Consider the following 17,920-nt stretch of genomic DNA (forward strand, 5'->3'; position numbering starts at 1 on the left):
TACAGTCTCCGATCGTTCAGGAATTTTTTACACACCTTGGCCATCAAGAACCAATTGGTTTGAGGTGCTAAAAGGATATTAGTAAATGATTTGATTTACAAATTGAGCAGAATACTAATGCCCCCTTGTTAATAAGATTGAATGATGGTTATGTTTTAAGAGGGGGGCTTAGTTATGAGTGAGAACACACAGGAAAATATGAGGAAAAACTCTGGAATGTTTGTTGAACGCTCTTTAGATGAGATTCGTTTTTGGTCAAGAATAATGAAGGAACACTCGTTATTTCTAAGACTAGGTTTTAGATGTGAAGATACACAGCTAATTGAGGAAGCTAATCAGTTTTATCTTTTATTTGAACGGATAGAACAGCAATCCCATTCATTTACAAATCAAGCTGATCCAGAACAGATCAGGAGATTTAACGCGGAGGTGCACCAAGCTGCTACAGGCATATTTTTATTTAAAAGGAAGGTATTAGGATTAATACTCACCTGTAAATTGCCTGGTGCAAACAACTTCCCACTTTTAGTCGACCATACAAGCAGAGAAGCCAATTATTTTAGAAAACGATTAAAAGAATTAAATGAGGGTAAATTGAAACCACTTGCAGATGCCATCATCAAAGAAAATGTTTTCTTTTTAAGAATAATGGCGGATCATGCAAAATTCATTGGACATCTCCTTGATCCATCGGAAAGAAAGCTGGTGGATATGGCGCGAAACTTTAGTAATGATTTCGATCAATTAGTCTTTCAAGCCGTAGACTTAGAGTCCATGAAACCGCAATCTCAAACGGCCCCTCTTCTGGTTCAATTTCTAGATCAGAACCGTGTTTCCGTCGTATCACTTCGAGACTTTAAGAAAACCGCCAGAGATTTAATCGAAGAATGCAAAATCAAGAGCATCATTCATCCACTATTGGCTGATCACGTTTTCCGTGAGGCCGAACGTTTCCTTGAAATTATCGATATGTTTGAATCCCATCTTACAGGTTAAAAAATACAATTAATTGAGTATGAAGGATATAGAAAATTGCAATTATCGGATAAAGAAATTCTAACCTAAAATAGGCCCCTCTCGATTTAGAGAAGGGCTTTTATATGTAAAAAGTTAAGACAGGGAGTTCACCAATGTTTTAAGTTTCTCTTTATCAGAAACAGAAATCCATGGTAAATCCTGATTATCATCATTAATACCAGGTTGGATAACGCGGCTATTTAAAAGGTCTCGAATACAATCATTTATTAACTGGATATCCTGGTCTGATATTTTCCGGTTATATATTACAGGAGCGGCTCCTGTTTGTTTGGTTATCCCCCCTATAAAGCCTCGTTGTTTTAATGAACTTCTGATCACTTCTTTGATAGCCTCTAGACTTGTCAATGGAAATACATCAAGGTGCTTAACAATCATTCTAAAAATGTCCTCTTTAGATAAGTCGTGTTCTTTATGTTGTCGCAATTATTCCACCCCCATTCGTCAAAACATTCTTCAAACGAAACGAAAAATCCTCCTTTTTCCTTAAAAAGGACGATCCACACTTCCCTTTTGAGTACTGCACTGACCCTTTAATGTTCTTTGCAAATTAACATTCATATTTTTGGTAAATATTTGTATTATAATAAAATAAATATTTAATGTTACGTTATGATAATGATTATTTAACGAAGGGAAAGTTGCTTATCTTTAAGATCATTCTGTTCATTCATATTTTCGCTGGATCAATATGTCTTATTAGTGGAATAGGTGCTATGTCTTCAAAGAAAAAAAGTGGTAAGCATACAATTTGCGGTGAAATTTATCACAGTGCATATGTTGTAGTCTTTGTCACATCCCTGACAATGGCAATATTGAATTGGGAAAGCAGCGCATATTTATTTTTCATTGGAATATTTTCATATTCTTTCGCATTTATAGGCTATGTAGCTGGTAAGAAGAAATGGAAAAATTGGATTGTATCTCATATTAGCGGGATGCTTGGTTCCTATATCGCTATTTGTACTGCAATTCTTGTAGTAAATGTATCGAAAATAACTATCTTGAATGAATGGCACCCATTAATTTTTTGGTTTCTTCCAAGCATTATAGGTTCCCCGCTGATATTTTTGGTTGGACAGAAATATAAAAAGTTCAAATCCATCTAAATGCAGTCCAAATACCTCCTATTAACAAAAACCATTTAACAAATCCCAAAGACAAAAAAAGCCCTCTCAATTATGAGAAGGGCTTTTAACAATGGAGGAGTACCACTTAGGGGGTAGTACAATAATATAATTATCGCCAAAAAAATACATTTATATTCACCCCCTTCCTCAAGTTGATGAGAACGGCTTTACCTGCCTTCTAGACATTGAAAATTGACGCCTTAGTCGTCCCCGCTCTGCCTTCAATTACTTTTTTGCTTTGTTCTATGACAATTCATAAATTCTTCTACAATAAGACCTGCTATTTTTGAATGGAAAATAGCGTTCTATCTCCTTTGATCGGAGTGCCGTCATTGCATTATATTAACGGATCAAATGATTAAACGGATGGATTGTCCTATCTTTGAAATTATCGATGCCTTTTACTCTATTCAATTTTCACCATGTTTCTGATATGCTTTTATCAATTGAAAAAAGAAAGGTGTAGTTACGATGATAAAGGAATTCAGGGAGTTTATTACCAAAGGAAACGTTCTCGATCTTGCAATAGCTGTAGTAATGGGTGCTGCTTTTGGGAAGATCGTTTCATCACTAGTCAATAATATTATCACACCGCTAATAGGAATTTTATTAGGAGGGGTCAATTTTTCTTCGTTATCTATCACAGTTGGAAACGCAGTTGTTAAATACGGTGAATTTGTCCAAGCTGTGATTGATTTCTTGATCATTTCATTTGCGATTTTCATGTTTATGAAGGTAGCAAATTCTCTTATTAGAAAAAAACAAGCGACCGAGGAAGAGGTATTGGAAGCGGTACCGGCATCCGAGCAATATTTAAAGGAAATCCGTGATCTTTTACAAAAAAATTCACGGCAGGATGAAACATCATAAGTATTTACTGAATCAGTCAAAAATCACTTGAGAATAAGATAAAGCCCCTCTCTTAATTGAGAGGGGCTGGTTAATGTCATAATGAACTGCGTATCCGTTACTTTAACAAGACATGCGACACTTATTAAAGAACCGTGTGTCGGAATTCGTAAAGCAAAGTGACAGTAATGTTGGCAATCAAAAGAGGCTCTTTATCAACACAATAGCAAGTATCTGCTGGAACTGCTGCAGTAATTTTAAACATCTTTATATGAACAAATTTATACAACAATCAGCTATTTCGAAAAACTAACATTGGATTATTGGATAATCTTCACTCTGTAAATGATCAAGAGTAAAGCAATGAAGTTTACTCCTGAACCCTGCTTTCTACATATTATTTATCGGCAATATTTATCGCGTAAGGCCAGGGTATACTTAACCGATTGTACTGCACCTTTTTCTTGATCTTCAATCATTTGTTCTAAAAGTTCTTTTGGAGGATAATAGTAATCCAATGGTTTAATGACACTTAAATCATAAGGAGGTTGTTCAACTTTGAATGCTCCTTCCCCAACCGCAAAGACTCCGCCTGCACCAAGCTCTCTCTTAAAATTGATGGAATATGGAAAACACATTTCAACGTTGATTCTAGTTAGGGTAGATTTCTCAACCAGTATTTTAAAACATTCTTCTGTATCAATATTACCTGTGCCTACTGGTACACCACATACCCTATAATCCTCGCCATCATGAATGATAATATGATCTTTAAAATGGGTTGTGAATGCATATGGTGCTAATTTTCTTACAGCTTCAACCGGATCTTCCCATGCCATCATTCCGTTGCCCACATCACAATGAGCCCTAACCCAAGGGCTGTTGACTTCATTAATAATTTGAATAACCTCATCTGTTAACTCTTCCTCATGATTTTCCACAGCTAGTTTTATCCTGTATTTCTCTAATAATGGTACAATTTGTTTGATATCTCCTGGTGCTTTTTTCAATCTTTCCGGATCATACTCTCCTAAGCATGTATACGTGCGAATCACATCCGCTCCGATTCTATGTGCTGCCTCAATGACCTCTTTTAGATGTTCCGGATCGCTTCCATTTGTGTCTATTTCAGCGAAAAATCCATACTTTTGAATTTCTTTTCTTACTCTCTCTAAATATTCCGGTTCAAATGATTCTAAAGTGCCCCATCCTGGCAACCCTGGCCATGGAACAATATTGATCATGACTCCGTCTAATCCCAATTCAGCTGTTTTTCTGATAAAACCGAAAATATCCATTCGACCTGTAATAAATTGCAAGTGATAGCTTTCTGTTTCTAATCCAATTTTCATTTTTTCCCCACCTTTAATTAAGTATTAAGTTTTTTTTGTAAATTTTGTTGGTTTCTTTTTTCTTGTTTACGATTTTAACTAAGCTGCTTATAATAAAACCTTTGACTGCGAACGCAATCATTTTCAAAAAGACAAGTCTTTTGCCTTCTATTCCTGGTGATCGATCTAACATGCTTCCATATAGAATAAATGCAAACATAGAAGGGGCATATCCAACTAAGCAGGCTATAGAAACTGCTGCACCACTTATTTCTACCGGTCCGCTTAACATACCATTTTGGTTATTTTGAATAGTTATACTAATCAATTTAAGTGAATATGGAAGAATAAAATTTGTTACCAATGAAGCCTAAATATAATGACTCCCGCAACATATGGAAGTCATCTATTAGCTTCTTAAATTAAAGGTCTTTTTTGATTAATGTCCAGAAGTCATTTTGATACCTATAGCCCCTGTAATGATACACATTATGAATAGGTTTAATCTTAAACTTCTGGGTTCATTAAAAAAGATCATTCCTGCTAAAACACTTCCAACTGAGCCGATACTGGTCCATATTGCATAAGCAGTTCCCACTGGAAGAGAAGTTAATGACAAGGATAGAAAATAAAAGCTTAAACTCCCCAAAAAAAGACACGCTACAGAGGGGAGCAATTTTTTGAACCCGTCTGCACGTTTCAGGCTTATAACACTACCAATCTCGGCAAATCCGGCAATAATAAGAAAAAACCAAGCCATTGAATCATCCCCTAACCTTGTATATCAGTTCATTTCCTTTAATGTTTAGGTTTTGCTGGATTGACTTTTATTCCAATTATGCCCAATATCATTAAAGCCATAAAAAATACTTTCAGTGGATTAATGGTCTCACCCAAAAAAAGCATCCCAGTTACTACAGTTCCCACTGTTCCCAATCCAGTGAAAATGGCGTAACCAGTTCCTAAGGGTATTGAATGTAAAGCTTTTGAAAGTAAAAAGAAACTAAAGATAATAATAACAACCGTTACTGTACTAGGTATAATTTTGGTGAATCCGTGTGAATATTTAAGACCAATCACCCAGACAATTTCCAAAAGTCCTGCCATTATGATATATATCCATGCCATTTTATCGCTCTCCCCTTTGGCATTGACACTTATTTTTGAACCACGAAGTTCTCCATATATCGATAAATCGCATAAGCTACCCCATTTTCATCATTTTTAAGGGTTGTCGTTGTACAAGCATTTTTTATGACATCTTTTGCATTTCCCATCGCTACGCTGTATCCAACTTTCTGAAACATGGATAAATCATTGTTGCTGTCCCCAATTGCCATAGCCTTATCTAATGAACCATTCATCAAGAAAGCCAATTTTTCAAGGGCCATTCCTTTTGAAGCTCTTTTACTAGTAATTTCAATGTTGTGATCAGCAGATGAAACAACCATCAACTCATCAAACTTTTTGAATTGGTTCCATGCTTCCTCTAATTTCTTTTTATCAAAAGAACATGCTAGTATGTTATAGAATTCTTCCTCCTGTTTTAAGATATCATGATAGTTTTCAACTAAAACATATCCAAACTGGTCAAATTGCCTTTCCGCTACTTCAACTAATTCTTTCATATCTGTATTCAAATCTGCGCTTTTCAAACTTTTAATCTCATTATGAAAATGTTCTCTTCCCTTATTAAGAGTATAGATGGCTTTATCAGTAAACACTTCGTAATAATAATTCCGTTCATCTAACCATTGGAGAATAGATTCGACACGATCTTTAGTTATCGTAATAGAAGAAATGCACTTTCCGCTTTTTGAATGAATGGTTGCGCCATTTGTCCCGATTACAAATGGGGAAATCCCGGCTTTTTCACAAATTGTTTGAACGTCAAAATAAGCCCGTCCTGTTGAAATAACTACTTCAAAGCCTCTATCTTGGGCATATTGAATAGCCTTTATATTTTCTTCACTAATTTCATTCTGGTCGTTTAATAATGTTCCGTCTAAATCTATCGCAATGAAACTCATGCTATATAGCTCCTTTTCTCATTCAATCTATTAAATTCTCTTTCTAGCTTTTTTACCTGCTATCAATAAATATCTAATCAAAAAAGAGAGTACTCCCTCTCCCATCTCGATATGTCCTTTTATGGGCTATGCTTGAATCCAATTGACTTCCTCTAATTTTGAATGATTTCTCCATTCCTCTGGAAATGGTTGCTCGCAGACAATCACATCGACTTTTTCTAGAGGACAAACTTTACAAAATGTGTCGACACCAATTTTAGAGTAATCCGTTAGCAATATAACTTGCTTTGATACCTCGACCATCTTGCGTGAAACTAATGTTTCACGTAAATGATAATTACTAACCCCACTTTGAATGGAAACACCACCAGCTGAAATGAACGCTTTATCAATATTAAATTGATTTAACATTTGTTCAGTGAGACCGCCGCATATAGATTGATGCTTTGGATCAATTTGTCCTCCTAGTAATAGAATTTGTCCTGTAAACTTATTTTGATTGAGCAATTCGGTTAACACAGACGACACAGGAAGAGAATTGGTTAAAATCGTAATGTCTTTTTTATTTTCAATACACTGGGCAAATTCAAGCATGGTTGTCCCTACATCAATGGCAATCACATCTCCGTTAGAAATGAGTTCTATTGCTTTTTTCCCAACCTTGATTTTCGCTTCTTGATTCACCGTTGTACGCTGTGTAAATGGAGGCTCCTCAAATTCAAAGACTGTTTTAATCGCTCCACCGTAAACCCTCTTTAAAAGCCCTTTTTCCTCTAATATCATCAAATCGCGTCGAATCGTTTCCTCTGAAACATTAAATTGATCAACTAATTCTATAACTTTTACTTTTCCCATTTTGTTAAGTTCTTTTAAAATTTCATTCTTTCTTTCTTCGGGCAAAACAGACATATTTCTCCACCTCGATCATTAATAATTTATAAAATAATGCATTCTTTCTTAGGTACAAGAATTTGAACGCGTGCTCCTTGCTCAAACATTTCCCCACGGTGGTGAAGATAGTCTACATGAAAAGCGGACTCCTCTGTTTCTACTTCATATCTTAAAACATTCCCTGTCATAGTAATATCTTTAATAAACCCTTTAATTCCCCAGCTTTCTTGTAAATCCAAGCTATCCTCAACAACAGAAACTAATTGTAAAACTTCAGGACGAATGGCGACTTCATTCCCTATTAATTCTGTGCTGCGAACAAGTTTATGGAAAACTTCCATATTACAGACATTATAATTTCCGATAAATTTTGCAACAAATGTATTGACTGGAGAAGTATAAATTTCTGATGGAGAACCGGATTGTACAACTTTTCCTTTATTCATGACAAAAATTCGATCAGACATCGTCATTGCTTCTTCCTGATCATGAGTAACAAAAATAGTTGTAATATCTAATTCTTTCTGTATTCTCTTTAATTCTTTTTGCAAACTTTTTCTAATTTTAGCATCCAATGCGCTTAACGGCTCATCCAAAAGCAGTACTTTCGGCTCCATGACAAGCGCTCGGGCAAGAGCAACCCTCTGCTGTTGTCCGCCAGATAACTGATGAGGATAAGACTCTTCTTTTCCTATTAAATCAACCATATCAATCATCTTTTTCACTCTTGATTTAATATTCTTTACCTTCTTCATTTTAAGGCCGTACGCGATATTGTCAAAAACGGTCATATTCGGGAAAAGCGCATAAGACTGAAACACCATACCGACTTCACGCTGACGCGGTGATAAATTAGTAATATCTTTTCCATCAATTAAGATTCTTCCTACATCAACACCTTCAAGCCCCGCAATGGAACGTAATAATGTACTTTTTCCGCATCCGCTTTGCCCAAGAAGTGTAGCAAATTCTCCTTTTTTTAATGTTAAAGAAATGTCATTTAAAACGACTTGATTTTCATACCCCTTAGTCACTTGATCGATGGTTACATAGCTCATTATTTTTCACCTTCTAAAGCAGTATTTTTATTACAGTTATGTTTTTTTAAAAATGAAAGAATTCGCTTCTTATTTGACCCGACAGGATTTTTTTCGTTTTTAAACGTAAGTTTTAATACAGTCCCCGTTAAAAGTAAAATCATTGAATAATAAGTAATAACAATTGCACTTGTTAAGTGACCACTGCTGTTTAGTTTGTCGGCAAGATAAATTTGAAGGGTTTCAAATCGGCCCCCGACAAGCAAATTGGCAAAAGCAAACTCACTAAATAAAAGAGCGACTGATAATAAGGTAGACACTAAAATACCAGATATAATATTTGGAAACACCACTGTGCGAAATGCCTGGAATTTTGTAGCACCGAGTAATTCAGCTGCATCAACAAGCTGCACAGCATTAAGCGTACGAAGACTGTTACGAATACCTTGATACATAAATGGCAGAATCGTTATGAAATAAGCACCTATTAAAATCCAGGGTGTTCCGGCAATTTGAATCGGTCCATCTGAATATACCTTGATTAATCCAACAGCTCCAACAATGGGAGGAATTCCATAAGGAAGCATAGCTGCTGCTTGAAGCAATCCTTCCCATTTACTGAAATATACCGTGATGATAAAGATAGTCGGAAGCATAATAACAACACTAAGACCTACAGACATGACAATTAAAAACAGCGTTCGTCGAAAAGCATCAAAAAACCGTTCATCTTGAAATAATTCAATATACCATTTCATTGTATAACTCTCAGGTAAAATGGTATGATCCCATTTACCGGCAATCGAGAATAAAAATGTTCCTACAAGCGGAATTAATAAATATATAACTAGTAACCCAACAATCACTTTATGAAAAGTCAATGAAGATTTCATCGTAAATCCCTCCTAATGCGGCGCATCATTCGTTCATTGAACCACATCGCCCCTATCATTGTCGCTGCTAGAAGAACTCCCAACGCACTACCTAGCTGTGGCTTTAATGCAACGTCACTAGCAACTAGTGAGGCAATTTGCAATGACAATAAGTTATAGTTGCTGCCTACTAATGCATAGGCTGTAGCGTAAGCTCCCATCGAATTAGCAAACAAAATACTGAATGTACCTACAATACTAGGTAAAAGAACTGGAATCCCAATGTGAAGCCAAAATGATAATGTTGATCCTCCTAATAGTGAAGAGGCTTCTTTCCATTGTTTCTTAATTCCTTGATAAGACGGGTAGATGAGCATAATAGCAAGCGGAATTTGAAAATATATATAAACAAGAATGAGGCCTGTCCATGAATATAAATTAAAATCCGCAAACACATCCCCACCAATCTTAGAAAAAAGCAACGTAAACAACCCATTGTTTCCAAGTAAAATAATAAATGAAAATGAAAGGGGAATCCCCTCAAAGTTCGACGCCATATTGGTAATCATCAGTAAGCGATTTTTTATTTTTTGTGAGAACTTTGTAAACGAATAGGCTACAATGACTGCTACAATCACTGAAATTACAGCAGAAATTAAAGAAATGACAAGGCTATTTTGAATGGCTTGTAAGTAAAATTCACTTTTAAATATGGTGATATATTGATTAATCGTAACTTGAATTCCATCGTCTGCATAAAAACTATTTTTAATCATTGCCACTAATGGGCCTATTTCAAATCCAATCACAAACAAAATAAATGGCAGTAAAAGAGCTAATAAGTAAATTTTTTGTTTTTTTATTTTTCGCAAGACTTCTCGCTCCTCTATGTTCTCTAACAATTTGGGAATTGGTTTAACAGTACGTTCGTTAAACCAATTCCAGTCAACCTTCATTCTTCATTTTAATGTTGAATAGTGTGTCTTTTTTAAAGGGTAACTTTTCCTTTCAGACCTGGAAATTGATATGAAATCATTTTATCGGACGGCTCAATATTTAAAAGTTCACAAACGAGCGGTGCAAAAGCTAATTGCGGAACCACTTCACTGTAAACGCCAGGCTCAACTTTTGGACTAATGATAAATAGCGGTACATCACGCTCACCATCAGTTATGCCGCCATGGTTGCCATATTCACTCATGCCATGATCCGATGTAATTAATATGTGGTAACCTTCTTTGATCCAAATTGGCAAAAGTTGTGCCAACAAGCTTCCCATTTTTAGGATTTGCTCACGATATTCTTTTGATTCCGAGCCAAAAATTTCTCCTTTTACATCTACACCGAGCGGATGAATATATAAAAAGTGTGGGTCATACTTTCTACGCAAAGCTTCTGCATCCATTAACACATGACTGTCTGGATAGTCATCGTCCCAATAAAATTTTCCGTATTGAATAGGATTGGATGTATCTTCTTGCTCACGATCTTCAATAAAATGGAATGGCGCGCGATTATAAAGTTCGCTTACCCAGTAATAAGATACCGTTCCGTTTCTTAAGCCATTTTCTTTCGTAAGATGAAAGAGACTTTTCTCTGTAGATATGCGAACGGCCTGATTGGACGTAATTCCGTTCACTGATGCCGGTGTACCCGTTAGTAACACTTCATATAATGGACGGGAAAGACTTGGGAGTTCCGACTTTACTTTGTAAAGTGCTGCCTGATTTGTTTCAACTAGATGTTGAATAAATCCAAGTGTCTCACATGCTTTATCATATCTCATACCATCAACAACAATTGCTATTACTTTATTTGACATGGACTAACACTTCTTCTTGCCAAAGCTGCGGTAAATTTTTAGACGTTTCTTCCCAAGCTTTGTAATCTTCAATCGGTTTTGCATTTTTGTACTGTTCTTCCGGAACCATTTTTTCAGCTACTTCTTTCGGAAGTTCTACATCGCGAATTGGACGGGCAAATCCTTTAGCTAAGTTAATTTGTCCTTCATCGCTTAAGATATATTCTCTAGTTGCCATCGCCGCATGTGGATGCTTTGCAAATTTGTTAATAATGGTTGCGTAGCCGCTTACGACTGAACCTTCACTTGGAATGGTGACGTCAAATTGATCGCGGTTAATTTGGTCAGCGTAACCTAGAGCATTGAAATCCCAAACAAGGGCAACTTCCACTTCCCCTTTTTCGATGTTAGCCGGCTTGGCATCAGTTAAGCTAAGGCGGCCTTGCTTGGCAAGCTTAGCAAAAAAGTCAATTCCTGGTTGGAGATTTGTTTCATCACCGCCGTTAGCGATAGCGGCAGCAAGAACGGCCATTTGGTTCTGTGTACCACGCTGAACATCTCCAACTGTTACTTTATAATCTCCTTTTAATATGTCATCCCATGATTTTGGCGGGTTATCTACTAATTCTTTATTAGTAAAGAATGCAATCGTTCCTTGGTAGCCAACAACCCAATCTCCATTGTCATCTTTTGCCCAGTCAGGTACCTCGTCCCAATAGGAAGTTTTATATGGCATCGTTAATTCTTTTTGTTCCGCGATTGGCCCAAAGGAAATCCCTACATCGCCGATATCAGCTGTTGCACTCTCTCCTTCAGATTCCATTTTGGCAATCTCTTCGGCACTGGATAAATCTGTATCATTGTGTTCCAATGTATATTTTTTCATAACTTCATTCCAAGTTTCTCCCCAGTTAGCCCATGAATCAGGCATACCGACACTATTAATAGTCCCCTCTTCTTTTGCCTTTGTTTCAATTTCTTTCAAGGTTAACGAACTTGGATCCTTAACCACTGGAGCAGCCTCCTCATTAGTAGCTCCACAAGCAGCTAATCCCAGTACACTCACTCCTAACATCACAGCTTGAATAGACTTGTAACATTTCTTCTTGAATGTGCGATTCATAAAAAGTGCCTCCATTTAGTGTGGAATCTTTAATGTTTATTACTGTTTATTACGGTTTAATCATAATCAAAAAACATTAATTCCACATAAACCAAATGTTAAGATTTTGTAAATCAACTCTTATTTCTCCAACTCATCAGCTTTTATCTTCATAAGTATTAACAACAACCCGCAAACAGGAACAAGTAAAAGTAAGTCTATAAAAGAGAATGTGAAAATTTTTTATTCAAACATATCACCCTTTTGAACCTCTTTTTAGCTCTTCTTTAACAAAGCTCCCGGTTAGCTAATTAACTTTTCATGCAAAAAAAAACTCTCTTGATACAAGAGAGTTTTACATTGATCTTATTAAACAGATAGAATTATCAATGTGGCTATAAATAATAATTGTTCTGGGCGGAGTTTTATGTCTCATCCATTCCCCATTTATAGCGCACACTGCTAAACTAACAATTACAATAAAAAAGTCGTTACTTTTCAAAGCCATTTCAAGACCAAGAACTATAACAGCCACACCAATAGCAACCATCACCGTTTGTTACATATGATCTGGAATTCTTCTGAACAAAAGTCCAATTAGTTTTGCGAGCACTATACCTATTGCATTAGCTAAACTGCCGAGTAACACCAAAATATTTACACCTTTTCATTCTTGAAACAAACAATCTATAACCTTCTTAAAAGGAATTTAACATACAATTAATTCATCCCCATCTCCCAATGAAACGGAAGCATTTTTTACCTTTTTCTGTAAAAATTACAGCGGAGAAGAAATAAATATAGGGTCATATTTAATTAACTTTAGCTCAATAATTCGTCAATTCCACTACCATTAGCGCTTTGCTTTTCCACTTATCTAACTAAAGAGAAGCTTCCTTTGCACAATAAATAGCTACTTTCCCCCCTGATTCGACTACACCATTTCATTCATTTCAGACTGGGCTAAATCACCAGCTGCTTTTACACGAATACGGGTTGCATTCCCAGGCATATAAGCTAAAGGTACATCTTCTATGTCAACAATAACAAGCGTTTGTGGATCGGCTCCTGCACTGATCGCTTCTGACATCGCTATTTCCTTTGCCTGTCCCAACGCTGTTTCCCTTCCTATTTCAGCTAGTGCATATACTTTTTCAATCTGCCCGCTAACCTGGGAAATGGCCGACCCAATGGCATTTGCTACACCTGAATGTAATGGGCGTATGACTTCAGATGCACCTTTTAATTCCTCAGGTAAAAGGATGCTTCCACCTCCAACGAGAATGACAGGCACTGGTGCAGCACTTGTTTTCATCTTAGCAATAGCTTCTTCGACCAGATTGACCATATTTAAATAGACCGATCAAATCCCCTAAAGGATGCCATTACATTGTTTCATAGTTTTTTATTTCAAATTCATTTACAGGCCGATTAATCGACTTACTCAATTTTTTAATAAGCTCTTGGTAATCCTTAGTATCATTTGGATCTATACCTTCTCTGACGTTTAGTATCTCGTATCGGTCATACTGTTCTGGAATAAGTTTTCCTTCTGCATGGATATAAAGCCTATATTTGATCCTTAGATTCATATTACCATCTCCTTTACTATCAGTTCGATATAAGGAGCTATTTTCCTGCAAGAAAAAATGCCATTAAGTGGTGCTCCACTAACAATTCATTTTTTATACCCAGAATGTTAAGCAGTTTGTATTATCTCAAAACCTCTTTTTTTAAATATGGTACTTTCGCGATGAGCAGACATACCGATAGAATCATTAGAAGGAATTGTTATATATATAAGAGAACTACATATTTATAACTATACTTTTTTAAAAACACCTGAATTTTTTTGTTCTTCCTGCATACATTGTTCAATACGAAAAACTAGTATACATGGAGGTTTTTTAAGTGAATCATCCCAATCCAGTATTAGAAATGTATAACTATCACGCGTGGGCAAATGGAGTCATCATCGATCGGCTAAATGAACTTCCACAGCACATTTACCATAAGGAAATTCAGACTGGTTTTTCGTCGGTATCCAAAGTGTTGTCTCATATTTATCTCACAGATTATGCGTGGTTTGACATTATCTCAGGTAAAAGTATGAATGAAGCAATGGCATCTGCTAATCAATTAAGAGAAGGGGTGGAAAAGAAAAGTATTGGGGAAATGAAAAAAATATTTTTAGACCTATCCGAAAGAAACAAAGAACTTCTGAGTACAGAGGATATGGAAAAGGTAATTGTCGTGGATAACCCATATGCAGGGTTGCTTGAAACTTCCATTTCCGAATCGGTATTACACGTTGTCACTCACGGATCATATCACCGTGGCAATATAGCAACCATGCTGCGGCAAATGGGGCACACTTCCGTTATGCAAGATTTTGGCCTTTACCTTTATTCAAAATAGAACACCAAACTATACCCGATTCCTGATTAAGGAGATTAATAGATGGATGAACTAGTTGGCCCTTGCGTTCGCTGTACACGTGATGTATATTGTACGGCTGGTTTTCTGAACGGCATTCTGTTAGATAACAAGAAAATCTTATGTTTTAATTGTAAGGATATTTTATATGCGATGACCGAAGAAGAAAGATTGGAGGAGGAAAATCAAAACTAGATATTTAAATAGGTCATGCCAAATTATTGGCATGACCTATTTTGCCCGATGAACAGTCAGATTGACCTTGTTGGTTTCACACATGAACGTTGAGAGATGCACAGGTTGATCGTTTGCATCGAAAGCAATCTTCACTATTCTAAATAAATTTGCGCCAATATCACATTCTAAAAATTTAGCATAGTTTTTTGTAGCACCAATCACGTCGATAATTTTATCGTTACTGACTATTTCTGTATGGTAATCTTCCAAAAGGATTTTATAAGTCGATTCATCCCTTGCAATCTTCTTTTCTAAATCCGGAAAACGACTTAACGAATAATGAGCGGTATCGTAGAAAAGCGGACGATCATTTACATACATGAGTCGCTCAAGTTCAAGAACGGGGCTACCTTCTTCAATGAGGAGATGACCTGCAACATCTTTTGGTGCGGGTATGATCTCACTTCTTAAAATCCGGGAATTAGGTATCATCCCAAGCTGATGACTAAACTCCGAGAATCCACTTATGGATAACAACTCATTATGAAACTTATTAGATGCAACAAAGGTACCCCTGCGCGGAATACGTGTCAGTGTTCCTTCCTTCACCAATTCCTCTATTGCTTTTCGTATGGTAATGCGGCTAACGTTATAAGTTTCACAAAGCTCTGCTTCGGTTGGGATCTGTTCATCTGGTTTGTATTTACCGTTCTGAATATCATTCTTCAACATTTGCCTTATTTGCATATATAGTGGCTGGGGGGTTGAAGGATTTAAATTCATATTAGATTCATCCTTATCCGTCAAAATTTATTATTTACTACCTATTATACATTATTTCCAGTCCCAGTCACCACGCACCGAAATAGCTAATTGTTTTCGCAGCAGACTCAGTGCCCAATTCTAAACAATTGCCGATGGATTGGCCTTTCAATATTCCATAAATAAAACCGGAAATGAAGGAATCCCCCGCCCCCATCGTATCGACCACATTCGCTTCAACGACACCGCATTGATAATATTGAATGCCATCATAGGCAAGTGAACCATTTTCACCTAAAGTGGCGACCGCAATTTTAGATCCTTGACTTTTTACATCCTTTAAAAATTTGCGGATAAAAGCATCATCCTTCGTATAAGAGAAAAAAGGATAATCAACAAACTGAGGTAAAGTCTTCACCAGATCATGATCTAGCTGATCTGAGAAATCAAAAGACGTGAGCATTCCTTTTTCTTTAAAAAAGGAATAGTACTTATCCGCATGTCCCCAAATCCCTGAATGTATAAGCTGATATGTTTGAATGTAATGGAGTTCTTCCGTCGTTAAACTGAAATGTTCCATGACACCTTCGTCGTATTCTCCAAACCTGCGGTCATTTCCTACCATTTCAACAAAAGTAACAGCTGTTTTTCCTTCTTTCCGCGAAAGATGAGAAATATCAACACCTTTTTCCTGAATCGCTTTAACCATTTTTTCACTGTTTTGATCGGATCCCACCCAGCCAATATAAGCAGATTCAGCACCTAACCCTCTTAAATAGACAGCCACATTTAAAGGATTACCGCCAGGATAGACCTCCCCGCTCTTTTGATAGACATCCATACAGTTATCTCCGACTGTAACCGTTCTCATCATTTTCCCCCGCTTTCTTTAAACTTAAGAGCACTACTATGTAGTGCTCCATTTTGACGTCAAAGGAATCCTTCATGTTTTTTTACTTGATTATAAGAACGAAACCCTCTCTAGATTGAAGAAATTTGCGACACTCCTGCCGAATAACTGGCTAGCCGAGACCACACTGGCGCTTGCTTTGATGAGGCTTGGCAGACAGTCGGTGGAAAGGGAGTGTATTTCTTTATAATCTGAAATTTTTTTGAGGGTTTGTAAATTTGAACGTTGATTTCCACTCCAGGGACTCGCTTTCCGTGGGCGGTCCGGGAGCCTCCTCGGCGCTCTTTGCGCCTGTGGGGTCTCCCTTGGACACGTATTTCCCGCAGGAGTCTCGCACCTTCCGTTCCAATCAACTGGAATGTTTTTTTGATCTGTTGGAACTTTTTTTAAGAAAAAAACAGATATTTCTCTAATTTGTCTACAGTAGGAGCACTACTAAGTAGTGCTCCACATATCTTAATATTCCATTTGGCGATAGTATCTTCTAAGTGTTAATGGATGATTTCTTTCACGCTCAAGGTAAACGCTGATTCGACTTAATACTGACCAGTTAATACTAACAGAAAAGTGCTTTCTGAATTCTTCGCTGATACCTTCCATTTCAAAGATTTTGGTATCAATAACCGTTAAATTTTTCGAGATATTTTCTACAAATCTCTCTACACGGTCCATCAGCGGTCTAGTTTCATCTTCTCCTTTTAGTAAAATAACACTTGTATCTTCTACAACAAGTTCAAGCGTGCCATGGAAAAACTCTGCAGCGTGGATGGATTTCGCCTGGATCCATTGCATTTCCTCTAAAATGCACATGGCATATGAATAAGTGTTTCCCCATAGGTTACCAGAACCGACCATCATGTGGTAATCCGTGTCTTTATGTGCAATGGCAAATTCCTCTGCTTTTTTGTCAAAAGATTTAATGGCATCTAGAATTGCACGCGGAAGTAGAGAAACCTCCTTCGTGAATTGTTCATATTGCGGGAATTCATTGTTGTTATGCATGAAACGGAAGACGACCATGTACAAAAGCATAAAGAAAGTATCAAAAGAGTGCGTTTCAGAACCTGTCGTTATACAGTAATCCGCAATTTGTGTTAACGGAGTATTTGGCTCTGCAACTAAAGCGATTGTAGTGGCGCCTTTTTCTTTACAATACTCAGCCGCCGCAACAGTTTCTTGAGTAGTCCCGGATACAGATGTAAAAATACAGACTGAATCTTTGCTGAAATGCTTATGATTCATCACCATGAACTCAGCAGCAATTTCTGCATGGACATCGATGGTAGAATTTGATTTTAAAATGTATTCATAAGGATACATCATGGCTATGGTGCCACCAGCGCCGATCAGAAAAATATTGCTGTAGCCCCTTTTTGTGATTCCATCTACGATTTCTTCAATCTGGCCTCTAAAAGCAAGGCCCTCTTTTTCTACAAGATTTAGAAATAACTCTTCATCAAACTTTAGCATCAACAGCTTCCTCCCTTATCCCCGTTCATTTGTTATGTCTTGTATTATATCTAAACATAATAATTTATACAATTGTTTTATTTTAAA

The 17,920-nt window shown here is 36.7% G+C and carries 23 protein-coding genes and 1 pseudogene; 6 read left to right on the plus strand and 18 right to left on the minus strand.

Annotation, left to right across the window (positions count from 1 at the left end; genetic code table 11):
- Positions 1 to 174: 174 nt before the first annotated feature.
- Positions 175 to 996, plus strand: a complete 822-nt coding sequence (locus V3595_RS08800; protein ID WP_485906619.1) for a DUF2935 domain-containing protein — start codon at positions 175 to 177, stop codon at positions 994 to 996.
- Between the two features lie 114 nt (positions 997 to 1,110).
- On the opposite strand, the gene V3595_RS08805 is transcribed toward V3595_RS08800, so the two are convergent.
- On the minus strand, positions 1,111 to 1,461 hold the full coding sequence (locus V3595_RS08805; RefSeq protein WP_485906621.1) for a hypothetical protein: 351 nt from the start codon (positions 1,459 to 1,461) through the stop codon (positions 1,111 to 1,113).
- A 176-nt stretch (positions 1,462 to 1,637) separates the two neighbouring features.
- Here V3595_RS08805 and V3595_RS08810 point away from each other — a divergent pair, with 176 nt between their 5' ends.
- Positions 1,638 to 2,144, plus strand: coding sequence for a DUF2306 domain-containing protein (locus V3595_RS08810; RefSeq protein ID WP_485906623.1), 507 nt, complete (start codon positions 1,638 to 1,640; stop codon positions 2,142 to 2,144).
- Positions 2,145 to 2,636: 492 nt separating this feature from the next.
- Positions 2,637 to 3,035 carry a large conductance mechanosensitive channel protein MscL gene (gene mscL / locus V3595_RS08815; RefSeq protein ID WP_485906624.1) on the plus strand — a complete coding sequence of 133 codons (399 nt, stop codon included), beginning with the start codon at positions 2,637 to 2,639 and terminating at the stop codon, positions 3,033 to 3,035.
- 380 nt (positions 3,036 to 3,415) lie between these two features.
- Here mscL and V3595_RS08820 read toward each other — a convergent pair whose 3' ends face one another.
- The 14 genes and pseudogenes from V3595_RS08820 to V3595_RS08885 form a co-directional block, all read right to left on the minus strand.
- Positions 3,416 to 4,366 (minus strand): sugar phosphate isomerase/epimerase family protein, encoded by a 951-nt coding sequence (locus V3595_RS08820; protein WP_485906626.1) that lies wholly within the window; start codon positions 4,364 to 4,366, stop codon positions 3,416 to 3,418.
- Between the two features lie 13 nt (positions 4,367 to 4,379).
- Positions 4,380 to 4,673: a hypothetical protein gene (locus V3595_RS08825; RefSeq protein ID WP_485906627.1), complete on the minus strand. Its 294-nt coding sequence runs from the start codon at positions 4,671 to 4,673 to the stop codon at positions 4,380 to 4,382.
- 111 nt (positions 4,674 to 4,784) lie between these two features.
- Entirely contained in the window at positions 4,785 to 5,105 is a 321-nt protein-coding gene (locus V3595_RS08830; RefSeq protein ID WP_485906629.1) for a DMT family transporter, read from the minus strand.
- 38 nt (positions 5,106 to 5,143) lie between these two features.
- Positions 5,144 to 5,473, minus strand: coding sequence for a DMT family transporter (locus V3595_RS08835; RefSeq protein ID WP_485906631.1), 330 nt, complete (start codon positions 5,471 to 5,473; stop codon positions 5,144 to 5,146).
- A gap of 29 nt (positions 5,474 to 5,502) precedes the next feature.
- Complete coding sequence (locus tag V3595_RS08840) at positions 5,503 to 6,375, minus strand: Cof-type HAD-IIB family hydrolase (protein WP_485906633.1); 873 nt, start codon at positions 6,373 to 6,375, stop codon at positions 5,503 to 5,505.
- Between the two features lie 126 nt (positions 6,376 to 6,501).
- On the minus strand, positions 6,502 to 7,284 hold the full coding sequence (locus V3595_RS08845; protein WP_485906635.1) for a DeoR/GlpR family DNA-binding transcription regulator: 783 nt from the start codon (positions 7,282 to 7,284) through the stop codon (positions 6,502 to 6,504).
- A 26-nt stretch (positions 7,285 to 7,310) separates the two neighbouring features.
- On the minus strand, positions 7,311 to 8,324 hold the full coding sequence (locus V3595_RS08850; RefSeq protein WP_137020441.1) for an ABC transporter ATP-binding protein: 1,014 nt from the start codon (positions 8,322 to 8,324) through the stop codon (positions 7,311 to 7,313).
- Complete coding sequence (locus V3595_RS08855; RefSeq protein ID WP_063234553.1) at positions 8,324 to 9,196, minus strand: ABC transporter permease; 873 nt, start codon at positions 9,194 to 9,196, stop codon at positions 8,324 to 8,326. The genes V3595_RS08850 and V3595_RS08855 overlap by 1 nt, the downstream gene beginning before the upstream one ends.
- Positions 9,193 to 10,047: an ABC transporter permease gene (locus V3595_RS08860; RefSeq protein ID WP_137020439.1), complete on the minus strand. Its 855-nt coding sequence runs from the start codon at positions 10,045 to 10,047 to the stop codon at positions 9,193 to 9,195. The genes V3595_RS08855 and V3595_RS08860 overlap by 4 nt, the downstream gene beginning before the upstream one ends.
- Before the next feature lie 116 nt (positions 10,048 to 10,163).
- Positions 10,164 to 10,997, minus strand: coding sequence for an alkaline phosphatase family protein (locus tag V3595_RS08865; protein WP_485906638.1), 834 nt, complete (start codon positions 10,995 to 10,997; stop codon positions 10,164 to 10,166).
- Entirely contained in the window at positions 10,987 to 12,099 is a 1,113-nt protein-coding gene (locus V3595_RS08870) for an ABC transporter substrate-binding protein (RefSeq protein ID WP_485906640.1), read from the minus strand. The genes V3595_RS08865 and V3595_RS08870 overlap by 11 nt, the downstream gene beginning before the upstream one ends.
- A 334-nt stretch (positions 12,100 to 12,433) precedes the next feature.
- Positions 12,434 to 12,628, minus strand: a complete 195-nt coding sequence (locus V3595_RS08875; RefSeq protein ID WP_485906642.1) for a DUF554 family protein — start codon at positions 12,626 to 12,628, stop codon at positions 12,434 to 12,436.
- A 384-nt stretch (positions 12,629 to 13,012) separates the two neighbouring features.
- Positions 13,013 to 13,438: pseudogene (locus V3595_RS08880) on the minus strand (hydantoinase/oxoprolinase family protein); the annotation flags it as partial.
- Between the two features lie 25 nt (positions 13,439 to 13,463).
- Positions 13,464 to 13,670, minus strand: coding sequence for a hypothetical protein (locus V3595_RS08885; protein ID WP_485906644.1), 207 nt, complete (start codon positions 13,668 to 13,670; stop codon positions 13,464 to 13,466).
- A 346-nt stretch (positions 13,671 to 14,016) separates the two neighbouring features.
- On the opposite strand from V3595_RS08885, the gene V3595_RS08890 reads away from it, so the two are divergent.
- Both V3595_RS08890 and V3595_RS08895 read left to right on the plus strand, forming a co-directional pair.
- Positions 14,017 to 14,496, plus strand: coding sequence for a DinB family protein (locus tag V3595_RS08890; RefSeq protein WP_485906801.1), 480 nt, complete (start codon positions 14,017 to 14,019; stop codon positions 14,494 to 14,496).
- Positions 14,497 to 14,538: 42 nt separating this feature from the next.
- Positions 14,539 to 14,709 (plus strand): hypothetical protein, encoded by a 171-nt coding sequence (locus V3595_RS08895; protein ID WP_485906646.1) that lies wholly within the window; start codon positions 14,539 to 14,541, stop codon positions 14,707 to 14,709.
- A 36-nt stretch (positions 14,710 to 14,745) separates the two neighbouring features.
- On the opposite strand, the gene V3595_RS08900 is transcribed toward V3595_RS08895, so the two are convergent.
- A complete protein-coding gene (locus V3595_RS08900) occupies positions 14,746 to 15,474 on the minus strand; it encodes a GntR family transcriptional regulator (RefSeq protein WP_485906647.1) in 729 nt (242 codons plus the stop codon).
- 67 nt (positions 15,475 to 15,541) lie between these two features.
- On the minus strand, positions 15,542 to 16,324 hold the full coding sequence (gene frlD / locus V3595_RS08905; RefSeq protein ID WP_485906649.1) for a fructoselysine 6-kinase: 783 nt from the start codon (positions 16,322 to 16,324) through the stop codon (positions 15,542 to 15,544).
- 43 nt (positions 16,325 to 16,367) lie between these two features.
- Between frlD and V3595_RS08910 the strand changes: the two genes are divergently transcribed.
- Positions 16,368 to 16,553, plus strand: coding sequence for a hypothetical protein (locus V3595_RS08910; protein ID WP_485906651.1), 186 nt, complete (start codon positions 16,368 to 16,370; stop codon positions 16,551 to 16,553).
- A 266-nt stretch (positions 16,554 to 16,819) separates the two neighbouring features.
- Here V3595_RS08910 and V3595_RS08915 read toward each other — a convergent pair whose 3' ends face one another.
- Positions 16,820 to 17,833 (minus strand): SIS domain-containing protein, encoded by a 1,014-nt coding sequence (locus V3595_RS08915; RefSeq protein WP_485906653.1) that lies wholly within the window; start codon positions 17,831 to 17,833, stop codon positions 16,820 to 16,822.
- Positions 17,834 to 17,920: the final 87 nt, after the last annotated feature.

The organism is Bacillus sp. CFBP9009 (assembly GCF_036541465.1).
Taxonomy (GTDB): Bacteria; Bacillota; Bacilli; order Bacillales; family DSM-1321; genus Peribacillus.